Origin of the sequence: Psychrobacter sp. UBA5136 (assembly GCF_002414005.1) — a bacterium.
Taxonomy (GTDB): Bacteria; Pseudomonadota; Gammaproteobacteria; order Pseudomonadales; family Moraxellaceae; genus Psychrobacter.
The window spans coordinates 35,219-55,858 of the sequence record NZ_DHYG01000011.1 but is presented as its reverse complement, the minus strand read 5'-3'; the positions used below and the strand labels follow the sequence as shown (position 1 = coordinate 55,858).

Here is a 20,640-nt window from a genome sequence, read left to right as displayed (position 1 = left end):
TATATATTTTGGGTTTGGTATTATATTTTAGACAAATGTTTATTTGGTAATAGCCATAATGTTAAACCACCTGATTTTAAACCGCTTAACTCTATCCTTATTGCTCGCTATCTCTTTTCCGGCAGCGTTAATAGGTTGTCAGTCCAATATTGCAAAAGATAGTTCTACACCCGCTAACTCAATAGTGACTGGCTCTAGAACTTCTGCTCCAATGCTATCTGAGCAAGTGATAAATATTGAAAGTATCAATCGCTTTGATTGGAAATTGGTGCGCTGGATAGACAATCAAGGTATTGTTAATGATGTCGATTCCATACCGCCGTTAATGCTGGACGTGCGACCTAGCAATCTAGTATTTAAATACGACTGCCAACGCTACCGCTTAAACCATGATGGTTATCAAGATTACACTTACAGCTCATACGGTGTAACAACTATCACACCGCCCTCTTGCTTAATAACCAATAAACAAGCAGCGAGCAATATCCTTCAGTATTTAGAACAACTATTTCCTGAGTATGGTAGAGGACGTTTTAACCTTAGAATCATTCCACCATCAACGCAAACAACATCGAAATATTTTTCCTTGTTGAATAAACTTACTTCAATAAAGCCTAAACCTTATGAATTGGCATTAAATGTTCAGGACAAGCAGCTCATATTTGAAGGTACACTTAAGACCCTACGACCAGTAACTGGGCTGCCCATTACTTATGAGTTTCTAAAAGAATATCAATGGCGATTGGTAAGTGCGGTCGATAGCAATAAAAAAACCATTGTTGAGCTTAGTCGTCCAGATTTTCCAGTGACTGCCTATTTTGGTTATCCAGTATATAACGATGAACATCATGTTGGCTTTAGCTCTGATTGTAATGGCGTTGGTGGTCCTTACATTTTAACGCCTGACAGTAAATTATTAATCGGTTCAAGCCCCCAAACAATGATGGGCTGTAGTCCCAAACGTGAAGCTGCTGAAGATAAAATTCGTGAGCTTGAACAGTTAAGCAAAAGCCAATTGACCTTACGACAATTGCCAAATATCAATAGCGATGCTCCAAGCTTACCTTATTACTTGCTAACCCAAGAACTCGATTCTGGCGAAACACTCATTTGGAAAAACGAAGTAAAGAAAATATCTTAGCTCCTATTCATTTTCATATTTTTTAAAAAGGATTTTACAATGCTCCTGCCAACTATAAAGCGCTCATTAACTATTATCAGCTTGTCTGTAGCAGTGGCGTTAATGGGCTGCCAGTCTGCGCCATTGGATAGTACCCAGCAGACCACTATCGTCAACGCACCTATTACTAAAGATAAATCTAACTTTACTGACGAGATAGTAATTAAAGAATCACAAGTAATGCAATGGGTAGCTCACTATGATTGGCAGTTGGCACAAGTGATTAATCAAAACGGTAAAACTGTCGATATAAATAATTTTGCACCGATTATCTTACAAGTAGCACCTAGTTCCATCAGTCTTTACCAAGGCTGTGAGCAGTATAGAATGGATTTTCATGCGCTGTCCGCGCCGCCTTATCCCTATTATTCTCATCTTGCTAAAGTTCCCACAACTTGTCATAACGACAATAATACTGATACTGCAATTAGAGAGGATAATAGTATTCAATCGTTATTTGTTAAGTACGCACCTGTTAGGCTTAATTTTGAGTTATTGCCAGCTTCGCATTTAACATCACAATCAGCGCCAGTCGCCATACAAGCAGCCCCTAAACGTTTGGCACTTAATATCGAAAACGGTAATCGCTTAATTTTTATAGGTTCACCTAAAGCATTAGCCGCTCCCACTGGATTGCCCATTACTAACGAGTTATTGGAGCGCTACGATTGGCAGCTGGTCAGCGCTGTCAGTAATACTTACGATGAAAAAGGGGAATTAACTAGAAAATCTTTGGGCAATTTTTATCATCCTGATCATCCTATTTCAGCGAGCTTTGAGAGTTGGCCTAACAATCAATACGCATCCTTTAGCTCAGGCTGTAACGGCTCGCGTGCGCCCTATTTTTTACTCAATGATAATACTTTCAAAGTCGGCACCATCATCAGCACTGTAATGGGCTGCGGTGAGACAGGCAATAGAATCGAGTCCGCTTTGTTTGATTTAATGCGTGATAGCAGCAGTCAGCTAACGTTAAGTTTGCAACCTTCACAACCAATAGCCTCCACAGCTGACAATCAGACCGATATGCCTCGCTATAATTTATTGCAAAAGACGGCAACAGGCGAAACTTTAGTTTGGCAAAACGAATTAAAGAAAACCCCATAAACGATTTTCAAACCCATACGTTATTTACATTTATTCACGGATTGTTGCGCATTTGATGAATAGTTATGTTTAATCCTTGGCTATACTGATTGCGACATTAAACAATGTTTGAAAAGCAAAGTTTGAAAAAGCGTTTTAAAAATAAAGTTCGAGCATTTAAATAAAATCATGAACACAGAAGTTCATCATAACGATTACATACAAATGGAGATAATAATGAGTAAGACGATGCTTGCAAGTGCCCTATTATGTGGTTCTGCTCTAGCGATGACTGGCTGCCAAACGGTAGAAGGTCAAATGCACACGGGCAATCCTGTCAATCAACCAGCGCTAAAATCAACCATTAAAGCGGTTACTGGTAATAAAAGCGAAGTGGGACAGATTTTCTTGCGCCCGGTTAATGGCGGCGTCCAAGTTTACGGTAAGCTTATGAACTTGCAGCCCGGCAAAACTGTGGCTCTGCATATTCATGAGACGGGTAGCTGTGCCAATATGGGTAAAGCGGCAGGCGGTCACTTTAACCCAGACAACAAGCCCCACTCTCATCCTGATGACATGAATGGTCATGCAGGCGATTTACCAAACTTAACCGCCGATGCTAATGGCGTGGCAACCATTAATTATGTGAACAAGAAAATCTCTACCGCTGATGTCGGTAAATATAGCGTTAACCGTCGAGCCTTTATCGTGCATAGCGGTACTGACGACTATAAGAGCCAGCCAGCTGGTAATTCAGGCGAGCGCGTCGCCTGTGGTATTATCGAAAAGACCTAAGGTTTAATCAGAAAAGACCTAATAAGGTTTAATCAATAGTGCTAAAAGTTAAATGCTGTTGGTTTCGTAAAAGTTTATAGCATAAAAAAGCCTCTTAGATGACCTAAGAGGCTTTTTTGCAGCTTAACATTATCGATAGTTTTAAGCCATAAGGCGGACGCCGTTACTCTTCTACCCACTCGCCGTTACGCCAATACAGGCCCCAACGCGTGGCCTTACCGTTTTTCTCAGAGCCGATATACTGCTCCTTTTTCTTGCGTGACCAGCGCAAAATCGTTGGATTGCCATCAGGATCTTCATCTGGACCTTCAAACAAATACTGGAATTTATCTTCCATTTTATCTTTGATGTCGCGTAGCTCAGCCAGCTTTGGCGGACGGGTTTCGCGGACTTTTGGGAATTTAGACGCCGCTAAGAACATCCCAGCCGCCCCTTCACGTAGGATAAAGTAATCATCATGCTTGGTTGATTTTAGCTCCGGCATATGAATTGGCTCCATACGCGGCGGCGCTGCTTCACCCGTTTTAAGCACTTTACGGGTGTTATCACATTTCTGACATGCAAAGTATGGCCCAAAACGCCCCGTCTTTAGCTCCATTTGCCCATCACATTTGTCACAGTCGATGGTTGGCGCATCTGAACCCGGTACCTCAAACTTACCTTCTTCTAGGATATAGCCGTCGCAATCCGGGTTATTACCGCAGATATGCAGCTTAAGCCCACCATCGACGATATAGCCATTCATCGCCGTACCGCATTTCGGGCAGCGCTTTTTCTCCATCAAATCTTTGACTTCGGCTGCTTCATCATCGCTGTCGCCATCATCAAGATTGGCAAACGCTTCAACTGGCATTAAGTTTTTGGTGCCCTTACAGCGCTCTTTTGGCGGCAAGTTATAACCCGTACAACCTAAGAACACACCCGTTGAACCCGTACGCAGCTGCATCGGACGATCGCAAATATCGCAGTGCACGTCTGGCACATCGGTCGGATCATTTGGGCGCATGCCGTCTTTTTCTTTGGCGCGATCAAGGGTCTTTTTAAAGTCGCCATAGAAATTATCGAGGACATCTTTCCAGTCGGTATCGCCTTCAGCAACGTGGTCAAGCTTGTCTTCTAATGCAGCAGTAAAGGTGTAATCCATCAAATCTGGGAAACTTGCGGTCAATCTATCGGTGACGATATCGCCCATTTTTTCGGCAAATAAGCGCTTATTCTCAAGCTTTACATAGCCGCGATCTTGAATGGTTGAGATGATAGAAGCATAAGTTGATGGACGACCAATGCCTTTTTTCTCAAGCTCTTTCACCAGACTTGCTTCGGTATAACGCGGTGGCGGCTTGGTAAAGTGTTGGCTCGGATCAAGCTTATCAAGCGTTAATTTATCGCCTTTTTTAACATCTGGAAGCAAAGTATCGTCGGACTTCGCTGGTGGCATGACTTTAGTAAAGCCATCAAATACTAAGGTACGGCCGCGCGCTTTTAGTTCAACATCGCTTGCCGCAACAAATAAATTCACGGATAAGTATTTTGCAGGCGTCATCTGACAAGCAACAAACTGACGCCAAATCAGCTCATACAGACGGATAGCATCACGCTCAACGCCTTTTAGCTGCGTTGATTTCATATTGACGTTAGATGGACGAATCGCCTCATGCGCCTCTTGTGCGCCTTGCTTATTGCCATAGAAATTCGGCTTTTCTGGCACGTATTTATCGCCATAGTTGTCTTCGATATAACCACGCCCGGCAGCAAGCGCATCGCCAGATAAAAAGGTCGAATCAGTACGCATATAAGTGATGTGACCGGCTTCGTATAGACGCTGCGCCAAAATCATGGTTTTTTTAACCGAAAAGCCCAGCCGCGTGCTGGCTGCTTGTTGCAAAGTCGAGGTGATAAACGGCGCACTTGGGCGTGACTGCGTGGGCTTTTCTTCACGCTCTTTGACGACAAAGTCGCTTGCTTTTAGCACTTCTAGGACTTTATCGGTCTGTTCTTTGTTTACCAATTTAAGCGTTTTACCGCCTTGTTTGGTTGCCTCTAAGCGAATCGCATCTTGCTCGGCGTCTGTAGATTTTTTGGTTTTGCTATTAGCAACGTGGGTGTCAGCATGAATTTGCCAGTACTCTTCTGGGATAAAGGCGCGGATTTCATGCTCACGCTCGACGACCAAACGCATAGCAACCGACTGCACGCGACCTGCTGATAAACCGCGAGCCACTTTTTGCCACAGTAGCGGCGACACCATAAAGCCAACCACGCGGTCTAAAAAGCGCCGCGCTTGCTGGGCATTGACGCGGTCGATATCGAGCTTTGATGGCTGCTTAAAAGCATTTTGAATCGCAGATTTGGTAATCTCGTTAAAGACCACGCGCTCATATTTGCTGTCTGGGCCGCCGATGACTTCTTTTAGGTGCCAAGCAATCGCTTCCCCTTCTCTATCCATATCCGTTGCCAGATAGATTTTATCGGCATCCTTGGCTAAGGCTTTCAGCTCTTTAATAACCTTGGTTTTATTTGGCAATACTTCATAGACTGCCGCCCAATCGTGCTCAGGGTCGACGCCCATGCGCCGTACCAATGCTTGCTGGGTTTTCTCTTCTTTGCTCAGACTGTCATCTTTTTTGCTTGCGGCTGGCTTCTTCGTACTTTTGCTTGCGCCCACAGGCAAATCACGGACATGACCAATACTTGAGCGGACAATAAAATCATCGCCCAAGTACTTGTTAATCGTTTTGGCCTTGGCGGGTGATTCTACAATCACCAAAGACTTGCCTTTGGGTTGGTCTTTTGCCGTGGCTGGGCTTTTTTTGGTTGAGGTTTTTGCCATAAGTGACGACACCATAATAAGTAAAATAAAATAAGGTTAAATTTGGCAGCATGGCAATTTATAATAGTTAGTTATAATGGCTCAGCGAATTATTGTAGTAAGGACTGCCGATAAAAACGGTTATAAAACAAACAAACAATAACCGTAACGCATAAGTACAGTTATAAAGACGTTACACTGCTAGGCGTTAAACTGTCAACTTAAAATGACTGAGAGTTTGCCAAAAGCGCTTGCATAATACCTTTTAATGGAGACGAAAAAATAATTTACTAGCTTGCCGCGATTTTTATGGCGACTTCTGCATCTGCAGCGCCCATTTCTCAAGCTTTTCTTTTAGTATTAGTAAGTCGCTTTCAATCGCTTGTTGCTTATAAGCAGGATTGGTCGCGGGGCGTACATAAGCGATATCTTCCCAGTAAATAACAATACTATTTGACTTAATCGATAACGCTTTTACAAAAGGCTCGATGCTAGCTGGCAGCGCTAAAGGCTCTTTATCTAAACTAAAATTGGCTTGAATTGGCAAGCTATTGTCATCGCTACTATTGTTATCACTACTATTGACATCGCTTATGGGGCGCCATTGTCCATCTATCACCTGATAGCGCGTTAAGGGCAGCTTTACATTATCGAGTACCAAACCATATTGTCCAATCATGCCGCGGCCATATTCGTTGTCTTTACCCTTTACCCAATCTGGGCAAGTGACCAGCTTTGGATTGAGCTGTAAACGGCGCGCCGTCATGCGCAGCTTATCCAAGCGCTGGTCGATACCGCTAGGTTTGAGCGCCATCATACTCCCTAATACGAATAGTACAATGGCAATCGCAATCCACATGCCCATAACCGTCTGACCTTTTAACAAAATTAATGTAGTGCTAACCATGAAAACAGGGTTAATAACTTGTAAGCGTGTTTATATAAACCGCTTTTATAAACCCTCTCATACCTAGCTGCTTATAATGAGCGCAAACCTTTAAAAATCAAGCAAAAATTAAGCGTAGGCAAAAGCTATCGTTTATAAATAGCTAAATACTAAGCAAAGCTGACACTTATCGCCGCCTTATTATTTATAGTGGCATATCAAATACTTAGTACAGAAAGCGCCTCATTTAACAACAAGATGCAAAAAATTGGCCGTGTAAAAAAGTGCTATGATAAACCATAATTTTAAACGCGCGCAGGTTTATTATGAATTATCTTCTTAAGCAAAACTCATCGACCGCTGCATTGGTGAGCAAATGTGGCGGTAAAGTTATGAGTAAATCTGAACTGACTATTTCTCTGATAGGCGCGGCCTTATTTACCTTATCGGGCTGCGCAACCACGCAAAGTCTAACGCCTGAACAGTGCCAAAACAGCAATTGGCAGGAAGTCGGCTATGTCGATGGACTTCACGGGCGTTCGGGTGCTTACTTTGGCAACTATACCAATCAATGTGCAAGCATCGTTGGGGCAACGCCAAACCGCGTATTGTGGGAGCAAGGACGACAGCAAGGACTGAAAAACTATTGTACCGAGCTCAATGCCTATAAATTAGGCCGCGAAGGCTATGATTGGCAGCCGGTTTGTCCGCTCGAAGGCATCGAAAAGCTTGAAGAAGCCTACGCGCAGGGGCGCTACTATTATATCCGCCAGCGTGACCTCGATTATCTGCGCTCGCCCTATCCGTTTGGTTATGGACCGCGTTTAGGCTATGGTTATCGTCCGTTTGGTTATGGTTGGTAATCGCTCTAGTTGGTAGCTGTTATATAATCTACTGACTTAGGTTAAGGGCTACTAAAAAAAGATAACCTCGCAAGGTTGCCCAAGCGAGGCGGGAGAGAAATTTTATTATTGTAATTATTCTTCTTATTGTCTTGATTATTTTCTTATTGCTAAGCCTGCTGGTTTATCTTGGTAGCTTATTGTTTTAGCAGTTACTCTTAACCACTGATTCATTTTTAATGCTCATTTATCTGCGCGTTATTCGTTAACAAACGCAATCTTAGTTAACCCCGCTTGACTGGCAGCCGCCAATACTTGTGCGACGGTATCGTACTTGCCTTCTTTGTCTGCTCGCAATTGGATAGAAGGATCTTTACCGCTCGCCGACTCCGCTTGCAGACGCGTGTCTAGTGCTTCCATGCTGATAGGCTCATCATCCCAAAATAAACCTGCATCTTTATCGATACTAATTTGAATGGCCTCTGGCGGCGTTTCATTGACCGCGGCGCTGGTCTTTGGCAGATCCAATGGCACCGTTGGATTCAGTACGGTCGCCGTCAATAAAAAGATAATCATCAATACCAGCATGATATCGATAAGCGGAATAAGGTTCATCTCATTCATGCTTTGACTGTCATCATCACCCAATTGAAATGCCATAATTGTTCTCAATACCGTTGGTTGTCGTCTTTGCTGCTCGTGCTTTTAACTGGTTTTCGCGTTGCTTTTTGCCTTATTTTTCTCTACTGAAGAGTCATTACAACTGCGATGGCGCGGATTTATGATAATGCTCAGATGATTGCACCGCTTGCTTGTCTGTATTTGCATTTTTTGTTAACTGCGCTTGAGTAGCAGTCGTGGCTTGCTGAGCTGCTGAGTTTTGGGCTGGCGCTTGCTTGAAAGAGGCAAGCTCGCTAGATTGCGCCAATAAATCATGCGCTCTATCATTGGCGTGATACATCACGCGGCGATTGATACGCACCGCAAGGTTATAAAATACCACCGCTGGAATGGCAACGGCAATCCCCAAACCCGTCATAATAAGGGCTTCACCGACGGGTCCCGCTACTTGGCCTAATCCCGCTTGGCCAGTGGTACCGATGTTATGCAGTGCATGAAAAATTCCCCAAACCGTACCAAACAAACCAATAAATGGCGCAATTGCGGCTGTGGTGCCCAGTATCGGCAATCCGCGCTCACTGGCAAAACGGTAGCGACCGATATGCTGAAGCAACGTCTGCTCAATCACCAAACGCCTTGACGCGGCATCGCTCTCAACCAAACTTGCCTGTTTACTATGAATCTGCGCACTCAAATCATCGGCAACGCTAGCCGCCAATTTGCGGCTTTGTAGGATGCGGATGATACCAGTCACCCAAGAGGCGACAGATAAAGCGATGAGCAAAAAGAATAAGGTTCTGGTTACCGTGTCGCTATATTGCCAGTAGGTTGTAAAATCCATATCAGATTCCTTAAAGTGGGATGTCGTTACTTGTCATTTTATGATTTGCAGCTCGGCATATTTTAAATATTTATTACATTTCAAATACTTATTGGCGTATTTCTTTGTCACACCTAGTTGCTATATACCTGTATATATCTCTATTGTTATATATCTACGGAACCGCATAAGCGATTGGTAGGGTGACATTACCGACCACTGGTACGCCGTTTTTGGTAAAGGGCTTAAATTTCCCTGAGCGTACTTGGCGCTGCGCTTCTTTATCTAACAGCGCATTTCCAGATGACTGGGCAACACGCACGCTATCAATACCGCCTTGTTTATTCACTCTCAACACCAGCACCACGTTGAGCGTATCGCCTGAACGGGCTCGGCGAGCGGCGCGATCAGGAAAGCTAAAGTTTGGCGCCGACGCCCAGTTGGCGGCGCTGGCAGTAAAGTTGACGGGCTCATTACTCGCTGCCGCCGCAGCTTTGGCATCAGCCTCTGCTCGGGCAGCGGCCTCTGCTTCTCTTTCAGCCTTTGCTCGTGCTGCTTTTTGCGCGGCTTCTTTTGCAGCTTCTTTTGCAGCGTTGGCGTCTGCCTGTGCTTGCGCCTCACGGGCAGCTTGCGCGTTTGCTTCTTGCATAGCTCTTGCCTGCGCTTGCGCTTTTTGTGCGGCTTTTTCTGCCTGCGCGGCTATCATACGGCGCTGCTCGTCAGCGGCTGTTTTATCAGCATCTATTTGTTTTTGCTTTGCTGGTTTGTCTTCTATTTTTTTCTTTACGGGTGGTTCTTTTATAGGCTGCTTTTGTGGCGGCGTTTCTTTTTGAACCGTTGGCTTTTCCTCTTTTACCACTGGATCTTCTTGCGTAACCGCTTCCACTTTTTGTTGTGGTTCCGGCTTAGGCTTAGGAGTGGGCTCAGGTTTAGGTTTAGGTTCAGATTTAGGTTCTGGGGTTTCTTCTACCTCAGCGACCACACGCTCGGCCACCTTTACGGCAGGCTTAGCAGGTAATGTGACCATTTGAATCTCAAGCGGCGGCGTTTCTTTTGCAAGCTCAACTTTAGGTGCAGGCGCCTTGATTACCACTAAAGCGATTGCTGTCAGCACGTGTAGCCCAACCACTAAAATGGTAGCGATAAGTACCAATCTGAGTGGTGGCGCGTCTAAATCCGTTGAACTCATAACACCCTAACATTTAACCGTCATAGAATGGCGTTGATAATAATGCAAACGATAACTATTATCAATAGTAAATGTTTAACTCCTCTATTTTTTTACCGCCCATCTTAGATAACGCTCTTAAGCAAAGTTCTTGAGCAAAGCTCTTAAGCAAAGTCGTTTCAAAAACAAAAAGTGCTTAATAAAAACCATTATCATTAATATTGATAATAAGTCTCAATTACTTTATTATGACAGTTGTTTTGTTATGTTAAAAAAGCAAGTTAACGTCAAACGCTGCTTATAAACCCGCGCTTGCTTATTCATTGTTCCGCCGTTTTCTTTATCATTTTTATAATAATACCAACCAAACCTTTGATATACCGAGTTATTTATGTCTACTACTTCATGTTCTAATCGTACTGCCAGCCCACTTTTTAAACGTCCATTATTAGCTGCCATGATGACAGCGCTCATCGCCAGTGTTGGCCTAGCAGGTTGTAGCTCGCCTGACTCGAGTGATAATGAGATAAACGAAACCAAAGCTGAAAACCAAACGGCCGATGCCGCTTCAAACGTTGCTGAAAATGACAACGTTTCTGTTGCAACCATTGCTGTGGATACGGTAAAAGGCAAGGTTGACTTGGCGATGAACCCATCACCATTGGTCGTTTATGACATGACTTTGATGCAAGACTTGGCGGCGCTCGACGTGGCGGTTGACGGTATGCCAAGTGGGCTGCACCTAGATAATTTACAATCTAAAGTACACCCTGATCCTAAAGAAGTTGGTACGGTATTTGAGCCAGACCTTGAGGCTTTAAACGCGATGCAGCCGCAAGCTATTTTGATCGGTTCGCGTATGGCAGAAAAATACAACGAGCTATCAAGTATCGCGCCAACGCTCGATATGAGTATTGATACGGCAAATATCTACGAATCAAGCAAGCAGCGTTTGCACGATTTGGGAGCTTTATTTGGTAAAAGCGATCAAGCGTTAAAATTGCAAGGCAATATCGACGCGCTTATTGATGAGACAAAAGCCTTAACAAAAGACAATAAAGGTAAAGGCTTGGTGGTCATGGTTAACGGCAATAAGCTGTCAGCCTATGGTGATAAGTCGCGCTACGGCTTTATTCACGGTGTGTTAGATATTCCAATGGCAGATGACCAAATAACGGATGCGCGTCACGGTCAGCCAATCTCATTTGAATACATACAAAAAACCAATCCTGACTGGTTATTTGTCGTCGATCGCAGCGCCGCGATTGGTGAAGATGGCGCTGGTGCCAAAGCCGTGCTAGACAATCCATTGGTCGCGCAAACCACGGCGTGGAATAAAGACCAAGTGGTGTATCTAAGCCCAGACTCTTACCTTGCCTTTGGTGGTTATTATCAGTGGATACAAGATTTAACGACGATTAAAAACGCTTTTGCTAAGGCAAAATAAATCCTATCGCTATGCAAGCAACTGTTGTTTATAACCGTTGCTGCTCATGACAATTTTCATACTTTATTTGTAAGCCAGTAGCCGCTATGTCGTTATTTTCACCTCGTGCTCAAGCCAGCGTTAAATCCAGCTCTGCTCTGCCCGCTGCGCCATCAAGCTGGCAGCAGCGAGCAAGTAGTGGTAGCCGCTACGTCCGCGACAAACAGCGCCGCGCCGCCATACCGCCTTGGCTTATCAATACCGCTAGCCTCATGATTATGGGGCTGTTGGTGTTGTTAAGTTTATCGATTGGGGTGGCAGATTTTTCGTGGTCAGGTATCCTGCAAAGTCTGGTCAGTCAAAGCGCCAACTCTGATAGCTCACTGTTATTGATCAGTCGCCTACCGCGTACGATTGCCATTATTTTGACGGGTGTGGCGATGGCAGTGGCAGGCATGATTATTCAAGTGGTGCTAAAAAACCGCTTCGTTGAGCCATCGATGGTCGGCGCAACCCAAAGCGCAGCGCTGGGTTTACTGGTCGTCAGCTTATTGTTTCCCGCTAGTGCGCTGCTGGTCAAAATGGGCGTCGCGACCCTTGCCGCAGTAGGCGGCATGATGCTGTTTATGCTGCTGATACATCGCGTACCACCGACGGATTTTTTGATGATTCCGCTGATTGGTATTGTCTTTGGCGGTATTATCGAGGCGGTAACGACCTTTATCGCCTATCAAACGGAATCGCTACAGATGCTTAGCGTTTGGCAATTTGGTGATTTCTCTTCGGTATTAGCAGGCCGTTATGAGCTGTTGTGGTTGACGGGCGCACTGTGCGTGCTGGCCTATATTATCGCCGATAAACTGACCATCGTTGGTTTGGGCGACAATATCGCGCTAAACTTGGGGATTAGTAAACGGCAAGTAACGTGGCTTGGCGTTGGCATGGTAGCGATGATGAGTGCTGTCGTCGTCGTAACGGTTGGTATGATTCCTTTTATTGGCTTGGTTGTACCCAATATCGTTAGCCGCATCATGGGCGATAAATTACGTCGCAGCTTGCCCGCAGTCGCGCTTTTAGGCGCATCAGCTGTCCTGCTTTGCGATATTATCGGGCGCTCTATTCGCTATCCTTTTGAAGTGCCTGTTGCGACGGTTTTTGGTGTGGTCGGCACCGTACTGTTTTTATGGCTACTATTACGCGCGCCTGCTGAGCAATAATTCTGCTCACTAAACATGGTTATTTAAACATTGCCATCTTTTTTCTTAACTTTTTTGTCTTACTAGATAAGCTTGGCACTATAGGATTTATTCATGTTCTCACCGTCTAAGCTGCATTCTGGAAAAACTGGCTCGGCAGAAAAGCGTATTCCTAAAAATGGCACTTTACAAGACAACAGCCATGCAGATACTTCTAACCAAAGCCGATTGGCTCAGCTTTGGACATTTATTGCTGGTCATCCAAAATCCATTGCCGCCATCATATTATTAATCTCGATGACGCTATTTTTGACGATTAACGTCAACGGCCATTGGGATTTTGCTTTGCCCCTTCGTGGTAAAAAACTGCTGGCGCTGATGGTTGTCGGCTATGCAATTGGCGTATCAACGCTACTGTTTCAAACTCTAACGCATAACCCTATTTTGACGCCATCGCTATTGGGCTTTGACTCGCTATATGTGTTATTGCAGAGCTTATTGGTATTCTTTTTGGGCGCCATTAGTTTCACCAGTATCAATCCTATCGTCAAATTTACCCTCGAAATCTTCCTCATGTTTGGCGCCTCGTTACTATTATTTCGCGTGTTATTTTCAAAAAGCAGTCAGGATTTGACGCGGCTGATACTGGTAGGCGTTATCTTTGGTGTGTTGTTTCGCAGCTTATCGGCGCTCGTTGCACGGCTGATTAACCCTGATGATTTTGTGGTCGTACAATCGGCCAGTTACGCGCAGTTTAATACCGTCAATCCGCAGCTCCTTGGCATTAGCTTCGTTATTTGTGTCGTTAGTGCACTGTTTATTTGGCGCTGGCGTTATCAATGCGATGTCTTAATGCTGGGCAAATCACAAGCAATTAACCTTGGCATCCATTATCAACGCCTCGCTTTTGGGCTATTAACGATTATTGCAGTATTGGTTGCGACGGCGACCGCTTTGGTAGGGCCAGTTACCTTTTTTGGTTTACTGGTCTGCGCCCTGACCAATCGCATCGCGCGGCATATGTATCATAGTGAGCGCCTGGTATTGGTTAGCCTAGTGGCGATGATTTGCTTGGTACTCGGCCAAACCATATTTGAGCAAGTGCTCGGCATGGCAGGCGTATTGTCAGTAGTGATCGAACTGGCGGGCGGCTTGGTATTTTTATTACTGATATTTATGACCTATCGCCGTTAATGATGACCTTTTAAAACGCTACAGTTTAACACTTTGCTAAATACAAGAATTGCTATGATTAAAATAAATAATCTCTCCCACCATATTGGCAAACAGCAAATCCTGCACGACATTACTCTGTCTTTGCCGCCCTCGCAAGTGATTGCTTTAATAGGGCCAAATGGTGCGGGTAAATCAACGCTGTTTTCAGTGATGGCACGCTTGCAGCCCCTGCAATCTGGGCAAGTCAGTTTTGCTGTAGGTAATGAGGAGCGTGATATTGTCAGTTGCCCTGCGCGCACGCTGTCTAAAACAGTCGCAATGCTTGGGCAAGACAATCAAGTACAAGGGCGACTGCGCGTGCATGAGCTGCTGATGTTTGGGCGCTATCCTTATCATCAAGGGCAACCAACCGCTGCTGACGAGCAAAAAGTACAAACCATTATCGAGCGCTTTGAGCTTGAACCATTAGCCGAGCGCTTTTTATCAACGCTCTCTGGCGGTCAGCGCCAACGCGTGCTGATTGCAATGATTGTCTGTCAAGATACGCCGTATCTACTCCTTGATGAACCGCTCAATAATCTGGATATGTATCATGCAGGGCGTCTGATGCGTGAGCTGCGCGAATTGAGCCATAGCGAGCAAAAAACCGTGGTGATAGTCTTGCATGATATCAATCAAGCCGCGCAATTTGCTGATACGGTGGTGACGATGAAAGAAGGTCGCGTCCTAGCAACCGGCGCACCCGTTGATGTCCTCACGCACGAGACCATGAAAGAGCTATACAATGTTGACGTTACCGTACTGACCCACGAAGGGCGACCTGTGATTGTCGATACAGTTTAGGTATTAAGTAGCCGCTTTGAACAGTCTTTTTTAACCGTCAATTTCTGTTTTTGCTTTAAGCGACTTTGACGACCTTTGACCCATAAATAAACACCTGTAGCGGACAAAATAGCCACGGCCAATCCTATCAGTGCTAAAAATATTTGATAAAGTAAATGAGCGATACCGTGACCAATATGCCCCATGTGTAAGGTTGAGAACCATTGATCGATCTTATTACCAAATGCGCTTTGATAACCGAAACTAACCTTTGCAATGTTACCAGTCGCCGCATCCACTGTGATAGTCGAAGCACCACCGTGAGTGCCGATATCTTTATCGGTTTTAAAGCGCATTTGCCATTGCCCTTCTTCCGCGACCCAGCGTATACTCAGTGACTGCTGTACCGTTACCCCATTATTTTGCGCGGCAATCTCTGCCTGTCTGCTTAAATAAGCAATGCTATTGGCTTTATTAACCGCAGCAGTTGAGTTGATAACTGGCGCAACATCTGCTCTATCCTGCGTGCTTGATTTATCTGTTATATGTGACTTCTCCTTTCCCTTACCTTCTCTGCCTTCAAATCCAACTACTGCCTGCATAATCGGCTGATACACCGATTTTAAATTAAAGCCGACACTCGACCAAGCAATGACAAATAGCATCAGCCACAACCATAAACCAAAGGCATGATGCAAATCATAATTGAGCTTAAAGGTATTGGTTTTGCGGCGGATTTTCCACGCCGGTAGCCAGCGCTTAAACAAGGACGTGCGTTTTTTAGGCCCATTTTTAAACCCATTTTCAAGCATAGTTTTTTGCAGCGCTTTTTTGTTATTAACCGCTCTAGGAAAAGTCAGGTAAAAGCCAATAAAGCAATTAATCGTCCAAATAAGCGCTATCACGCCTAGTAGCAACTTGCCGATATCGCCAAGCAATAAATCACGGTGTAACCAAAATACCTTCCACATGGTATTGCGCCATGCCCACGCGTCTTTATCACGGGTACCTACAATATCGCCGTTATAAGGATTGACATATACCTCTTGAAACGGTGCTTTAGGCGGGTTTTTGGTCGCTTGATCTCGAACTCTATCTACCAAAAACACCGCAGATTTATCCGCTTCTAATGACGTTGGCATACTAGAAAAATTGTACTCTGGATAGGCGCTAATTACCCTATCGTGCAGCGCTGCAATAGGTAGCTGCGGTGTATCTTGCCGCTCGATGTGCGCCAATTTATAATTAAACACATCATCTAGCTCGTCATGAAATGCCAACAACGAGCCAGTAATGCCAGCCATGATTAAAAAGCCTGCCATCACAAGCCCAGTATAACGGTGGATCCAAAGACAAATACGGCGCAGGTTAAATGAAAATGAGGTCGATGAAAATGAAGTCATGAGTGCTAATTCTGTATGAATATATAGGGTTAATGGTGTTACAGCCAAAGCGCGGCTTTTAAAAAGCAAGCATAAGCGCCAAAAAAGGGCGATAAAAAAGCCAGCTCTTTTTTATAAAAAGCTGGCTTTTTTGCTACTAGGAAATAAATGCAGACTTAAAACTGATAGCTTAAAGAAGCTTTGATATTACGGCCCGGCTCAAAGTCAGTACTGGCATCTTTTAACGGATCGAATCTTGATGCATGACTGGCATACGTTTCATCAAAGATATTGTATACCCCAACCGTGGCTTTTAGACCTTCCACTTGTGTTGGTGAATAGCTCATAAAGATATCATGCACATCATAGCTTGGTTTTGTAAATTCGCCTTTTTCTGCCGTGTCTAGCGTGATAGCAGCTACATAGGTGCTGCGCCAGCCAAGCTCAGTGGTATCGGTTGGCTGATAGGCCAAATTGACCATGTATTTATCACCCGTATCTGATCCAGTACCCGTTTGTGAGTAAATGGTCTTGCCAGTATCCTTACCTTTACTACGAGCATGAGCGTAGCTTAACCCCATACTAAAGTTATTCATTTTATAATCAGCGGCAAGCTCAACACCTTTGATTTTATAATCTTCATCTTTGTTGATGGCACCTTGACAGCTACCGCCTATCGTGCCGGTTACACAATCTAGGCCTGTATGGCTACCACCACTACGCACGTATTCAATATAGTTTTCGATATTGGTTTCAAAATATTTACCGCTTAATTGTAGCGCATCATTAGGCGTAGTGAGATCGCGCAATGTGGTCACGATACCAACTTCAGTATTGTCACCTTCTTCAGCTTTTAAGTCTTTATTGACATAAGTACCAGCACCATTTCGATTGAAAATCGCTTGGCTTAAATCTGGGCCATTAAACAGTTGGGTATAGCTGGCAAACACTTGCGTGCGCGGCGCAATCTCATAGCTGGCTGCTAGCGCACCAACGACATTATCATAGGTTTTACCACCAGCAACAAAATCTGGCGCTTCATAGCGGTCATAACGCACACCTGGCGTTAGGCTAAACTTGCCCATTTGCCACTGGTCTTCTAAATATACTGAGGTGTTTTTGGCTTCATCAGTACCTGATACTGGCAGTTTTGTATTACGATCGAGAGCGCTATAATCTGACTGCTTTTTATAGTGCTCTAGCCCTGCAATCAGTTTATGGCGTCCTGAGGTTGCATCAATCAGGCTGGTGTTTTCAACTTTTCCGCCCGTGGTTTTTACTTTTGCATTCCAATCATAGCCTGGCGATGTTTTTGAGTCGTTATCACGCGAAATTTGTGTTTCGGTTTGATAAACCGTCGTATCGACGTCAACCAGCGAGCTTGTTGGGTTAAAGTTATAATCAAGCGTATAGGTATCGCGCTTTACTTTTTGTGGGATTGGATCATCGCCAAGACTTGGAAAATCTGGGCGGAATGGGAAAGTCCCTTCTTTATCCGTACGGCTAAAACTGGCACCAAAATGATGATCATCGCCGACATAAGCGCCGGCTTTTAATAAGATGCTCTCGCTTTCACTGTCTTCAAACAACTCGCGGCCACTACCATCTTCACCTGAGCTGGTATCACGCTTGCCATAATAGGCCAATAAATCGACATTATCAGTTGGTGCGCCATAAACGGTGGCTGACGTCAGTAGCTCATCGTTATTACTGGCATAACCGGCTTTTAGCTTGGCACCAATCTTTTGACCAGGTTTGAGTAAATCCGCTGCATCAACGGTGGTAAAAGCGACTGCGCCGCCGATGGCATCATTGCCAAGCGTGACAGAATTGTTGCCCACCGCTACCTCTGCTTGCTTAAGCAAATCGGGATCAATGGTAATATCGCCCATATGGTAGAACAATTTACCTTCTTGGCGCGCGCCATCAATGGTGACTTTTAGGTTGCTATCTTCAAGACCACGAATACGAATGCGCTGGTTGACCGATGACGTACCACCGATGGTAACGCCTGGCACCACGTTTAAAAAATCGCTCAAATGACTTGCTTGCTGCGCTGGGGTATAGTCTTCGACATCAACGCCATCTTCTTGTACCTTTTCACGTACCGAGCCATTGGCAGTTACGGTGATGGTTTGTAAGGTGGTACTCGGCAAGTCCTCTGCCGCCACGGCCAGCTGTGACCACAGAACGGCTGAAACTGCCACTGATAAGACCGTCAATTGATTAGAAAACGTTGCTGACTTTATTTCACGCATAACACACTCACTTTACTTACTATGGGATTGAAGGATCTAAGCGCCACTTTAAAAAGAGGGTTCGGGATTTTGCTTTCTTACTCTTTCTGGAAGACCATTATCATTTTCTGATTTATAGCTTTTGCTAAAGCAAAAAATTCGCATACGAATGACATGATTAATACTAATGATAATGATTAGCATTTGAATTATGACAGGCATAATAACGAAGTATTAACAATTTGGCAATAAATAAAGTGAGAAATTTATTTTGGCGAAATGGGCAAAAGCACAAAGGTTAAGAGATGTCTTTGAGTGACTGTTTTTAAACGCTTAGCGTCAGCCATTATTTTATTTGCAATATGTATGCTAGCGCTCGTTTAAAGCGTGATGATGGGATAAATAACCTTCTTAATCGCAAAAAAAACATTGCAATAAGCAAGGCTTTCGCTATACCCTTAGATAGCTGACTATTTAGTCAGGTTTTAAACTACGATGTTTGGCAATATTAATAAATAATGGTGAGCTGCTTTTATTTATTAGCACACGGACCAGTGCGACTCTCTGTTGGATAACTGGTAATAAATGGTTTGACAGATAAGGTGCAGGACAAGAGAAAACTAAGGGCCTTTATGCTCAAATAAAAGTCTTTATTCTCAAGTTATTTCCTTTACTACGCTGTTGAAGACTACCTACAGAGATTGGACTAAAAGTCACTTTAGGAGAAAGCCAAAATGAGTGAAATGACTCAAGGAAACCCTGATTTATTATATGGGCTGCATGACCGTCCCGCCCCTGCAAAAGCATTTTTAGGCGCGGTACAGCATGTACTTGCCGCTTTCGTTGGGATTATTACGCCTTCCCTCATCATTGGCGGCGCTTTGGGTTTGGGCGAACACATCCCCTACCTTATTAGCATGTCGTTGATGGTATCAGGGGTCGCCACCTTTATTCAGACTCGCAAAGTAGGGCCCGTCGGCTCTGGGCTGATGGCATTACAAGGCACCAGTTTTGGTTTTTTAGCCGCCGTCCTTGCTGCAGGTTTTGTGGTAAAAAATAAAGGCGGCAGTCCTGAAGACATTCTCTCTGTCATCTTGGGAGTTTCTTTTTTTGGCGCCTTTGTTGAGATATTTTTAAGCCAGTTTATTACCAAGCTTAAATCCTTGATGAGCCCTATCGTCACCGGCTGTGTCATTGTCACCATTGGTCTGTCTTTAACCAAAACGGGCCTGACGGATTTGGCAGGCGGGGTTGGGGCCGAAAACTTTGGTAGTATGGAGAACTTACTATTGGGCGGTGGTGTGCTGGTCAGTGTGGTGCTGATTAGTATCGTCAATAATAAAGTGATTCGCTCAAGCGCTATTTTTATCGGTTTGATGCTCGGCTTAATTGCAGCGATGTTTATGGGCCGTATTGACTTCTCTTTAGTCTCTGAAGCGCCCTTATTTACCGTACCTGTGCCCTTTAAATACGGTTTAAGCTTTGATTGGCAAGCGTTTATCCCGATTGCCTTTATGTATATCATCACCAGTATTGAGACGGCAGGGGATTTGACCGCCACCTCGATGATTTCAGGCGAACCCATTCAAGGTCCTGTCTACGAAAAACGTATCAAAGGCGGCGTGCTAGGTGATGGCGTCAATTCGTGGATTGCCGCGGTATTTAACACCTTTCCTGTGACTACCTTTAGCCAAAATAACGGTGTGATTCAAATGACGGGTATCGCAAGCCGCTACGTTGGTTTTTATGTGGCCGCCATACTATTTACCATGGGGCTATTTCCTGTTCTCGGCGCTATCTTTACCCAACTGCCAAAGCCCGTCGTTGGTGGCGTCACGCTATTGATGTTTGCAACCGTTGCAACCGCAGGCATTCGCATCTTATCTACGGTGAACTTTACCCACCGTAATATTTTGATTATTGCGACCTCGCTCGGCTTATCGATGGGTATCGCGTTTGTTCCTGACGTCTTTGCGCAAACGCCGCAGCTGTTTCGTAATATCTTTGGCTCAGCGGTGACCATGTCAGGTATCGTTGCTATCATGCTCGATATGATCTTACCAAAGAATTATGGTGTCGAGTTTGATACCTCTGATCAACATGTCGAAGATGGCCTAAAGCCTGCGCGCGTGTTGTCTAAAAGTGAGATTGAAGGTCAGCCATTATAAAAGATAGCTGGCTTGGTTGAATAAGT

At 44.6% G+C, this 20,640-nt stretch carries 16 protein-coding genes; 9 read left to right on the top strand and 7 right to left on the bottom strand.

The features are described from left to right. Positions 1-226: 226 nt before the first annotated feature. The 3 genes from B4240_RS01730 (at position 227) to B4240_RS01720 (ending at position 3,061) form a co-directional block, all read left to right on the top strand. Complete coding sequence (locus B4240_RS01730) at positions 227-1,141, top strand: META domain-containing protein (protein ID WP_296236507.1); 915 nt, start codon at positions 227-229, stop codon at positions 1,139-1,141. A gap of 39 nt (positions 1,142-1,180) precedes the next feature. Then, complete coding sequence (locus tag B4240_RS01725; protein ID WP_296236506.1) at positions 1,181-2,287, top strand: META domain-containing protein; 1,107 nt, start codon at positions 1,181-1,183, stop codon at positions 2,285-2,287. A 216-nt stretch (positions 2,288-2,503) separates the two neighbouring features. Continuing rightward, positions 2,504-3,061, top strand: coding sequence for a superoxide dismutase family protein (locus B4240_RS01720; RefSeq protein WP_296236505.1), 558 nt, complete (start codon positions 2,504-2,506; stop codon positions 3,059-3,061). A 163-nt stretch (positions 3,062-3,224) separates the two neighbouring features. Here the strand turns inward: B4240_RS01720 and topA are convergent, their stop codons facing one another. After that, on the bottom strand, positions 3,225-5,891 hold the full coding sequence (gene topA / locus B4240_RS01715) for a type I DNA topoisomerase (RefSeq protein ID WP_296236504.1): 2,667 nt from the start codon (positions 5,889-5,891) through the stop codon (positions 3,225-3,227). 286 nt (positions 5,892-6,177) lie between these two features. Then, a complete protein-coding gene (locus B4240_RS01710; protein WP_296236503.1) occupies positions 6,178-6,735 on the bottom strand; it encodes a hypothetical protein in 558 nt (185 codons plus the stop codon). Positions 6,736-7,082: 347 nt separating this feature from the next. Between B4240_RS01710 and B4240_RS01705 the strand changes: the two genes are divergently transcribed. Beyond that, a complete protein-coding gene (locus tag B4240_RS01705; protein WP_296236495.1) occupies positions 7,083-7,619 on the top strand; it encodes a DUF2799 domain-containing protein in 537 nt (178 codons plus the stop codon). 237 nt (positions 7,620-7,856) lie between these two features. On the opposite strand, the gene B4240_RS01700 is transcribed toward B4240_RS01705, so the two are convergent. From B4240_RS01700 to B4240_RS01690, 3 genes are all read right to left on the bottom strand, one after another. Then, the gene (locus B4240_RS01700) at positions 7,857-8,258 is read right to left on the bottom strand and encodes an ExbD/TolR family protein (protein ID WP_296236493.1); all 402 of its coding nucleotides are present in this window, start codon (positions 8,256-8,258) and stop codon (positions 7,857-7,859) included. A 97-nt stretch (positions 8,259-8,355) separates the two neighbouring features. Continuing rightward, on the bottom strand, positions 8,356-9,060 hold the full coding sequence (locus B4240_RS01695) for a MotA/TolQ/ExbB proton channel family protein (protein WP_296236492.1): 705 nt from the start codon (positions 9,058-9,060) through the stop codon (positions 8,356-8,358). 154 nt (positions 9,061-9,214) lie between these two features. Beyond that, positions 9,215-10,228 carry an energy transducer TonB gene (locus B4240_RS01690; RefSeq protein ID WP_296236491.1) on the bottom strand — a complete coding sequence of 338 codons (1,014 nt, stop codon included), beginning with the start codon at positions 10,226-10,228 and terminating at the stop codon, positions 9,215-9,217. A 370-nt stretch (positions 10,229-10,598) separates the two neighbouring features. On the opposite strand from B4240_RS01690, the gene B4240_RS01685 reads away from it, so the two are divergent. The 4 genes from B4240_RS01685 (at position 10,599) to B4240_RS01670 (ending at position 14,848) form a co-directional block, all read left to right on the top strand. Beyond that, a complete protein-coding gene (locus B4240_RS01685; RefSeq protein ID WP_296236490.1) occupies positions 10,599-11,654 on the top strand; it encodes a siderophore ABC transporter substrate-binding protein in 1,056 nt (351 codons plus the stop codon). 86 nt (positions 11,655-11,740) lie between these two features. Then, a complete protein-coding gene (locus B4240_RS01680) occupies positions 11,741-12,850 on the top strand; it encodes an ABC transporter permease (RefSeq protein WP_296236489.1) in 1,110 nt (369 codons plus the stop codon). A gap of 93 nt (positions 12,851-12,943) precedes the next feature. Next, on the top strand, positions 12,944-14,023 hold the full coding sequence (locus B4240_RS01675; RefSeq protein WP_296236488.1) for an iron chelate uptake ABC transporter family permease subunit: 1,080 nt from the start codon (positions 12,944-12,946) through the stop codon (positions 14,021-14,023). Positions 14,024-14,077: 54 nt separating this feature from the next. After that, positions 14,078-14,848 (top strand): ABC transporter ATP-binding protein, encoded by a 771-nt coding sequence (locus B4240_RS01670; protein ID WP_296236487.1) that lies wholly within the window; start codon positions 14,078-14,080, stop codon positions 14,846-14,848. Here B4240_RS01670 and B4240_RS01665 read toward each other — a convergent pair. Next, positions 14,845-16,230 carry a PepSY-associated TM helix domain-containing protein gene (locus B4240_RS01665; RefSeq protein WP_296236486.1) on the bottom strand — a complete coding sequence of 462 codons (1,386 nt, stop codon included), beginning with the start codon at positions 16,228-16,230 and terminating at the stop codon, positions 14,845-14,847. The two genes, B4240_RS01670 and B4240_RS01665, sit on opposite strands and share 4 nt — an antisense overlap. Positions 16,231-16,385: 155 nt before the next feature. Next, the gene (locus B4240_RS01660; protein WP_296236485.1) at positions 16,386-18,467 is read right to left on the bottom strand and encodes a TonB-dependent receptor domain-containing protein; all 2,082 of its coding nucleotides are present in this window, start codon (positions 18,465-18,467) and stop codon (positions 16,386-16,388) included. A gap of 713 nt (positions 18,468-19,180) precedes the next feature. Between B4240_RS01660 and B4240_RS01655 the strand changes: the two genes are divergently transcribed. Further along, positions 19,181-20,614: a uracil-xanthine permease family protein gene (locus B4240_RS01655; RefSeq protein ID WP_296236484.1), complete on the top strand. Its 1,434-nt coding sequence runs from the start codon at positions 19,181-19,183 to the stop codon at positions 20,612-20,614. Positions 20,615-20,640 lie beyond the last annotated feature (26 nt).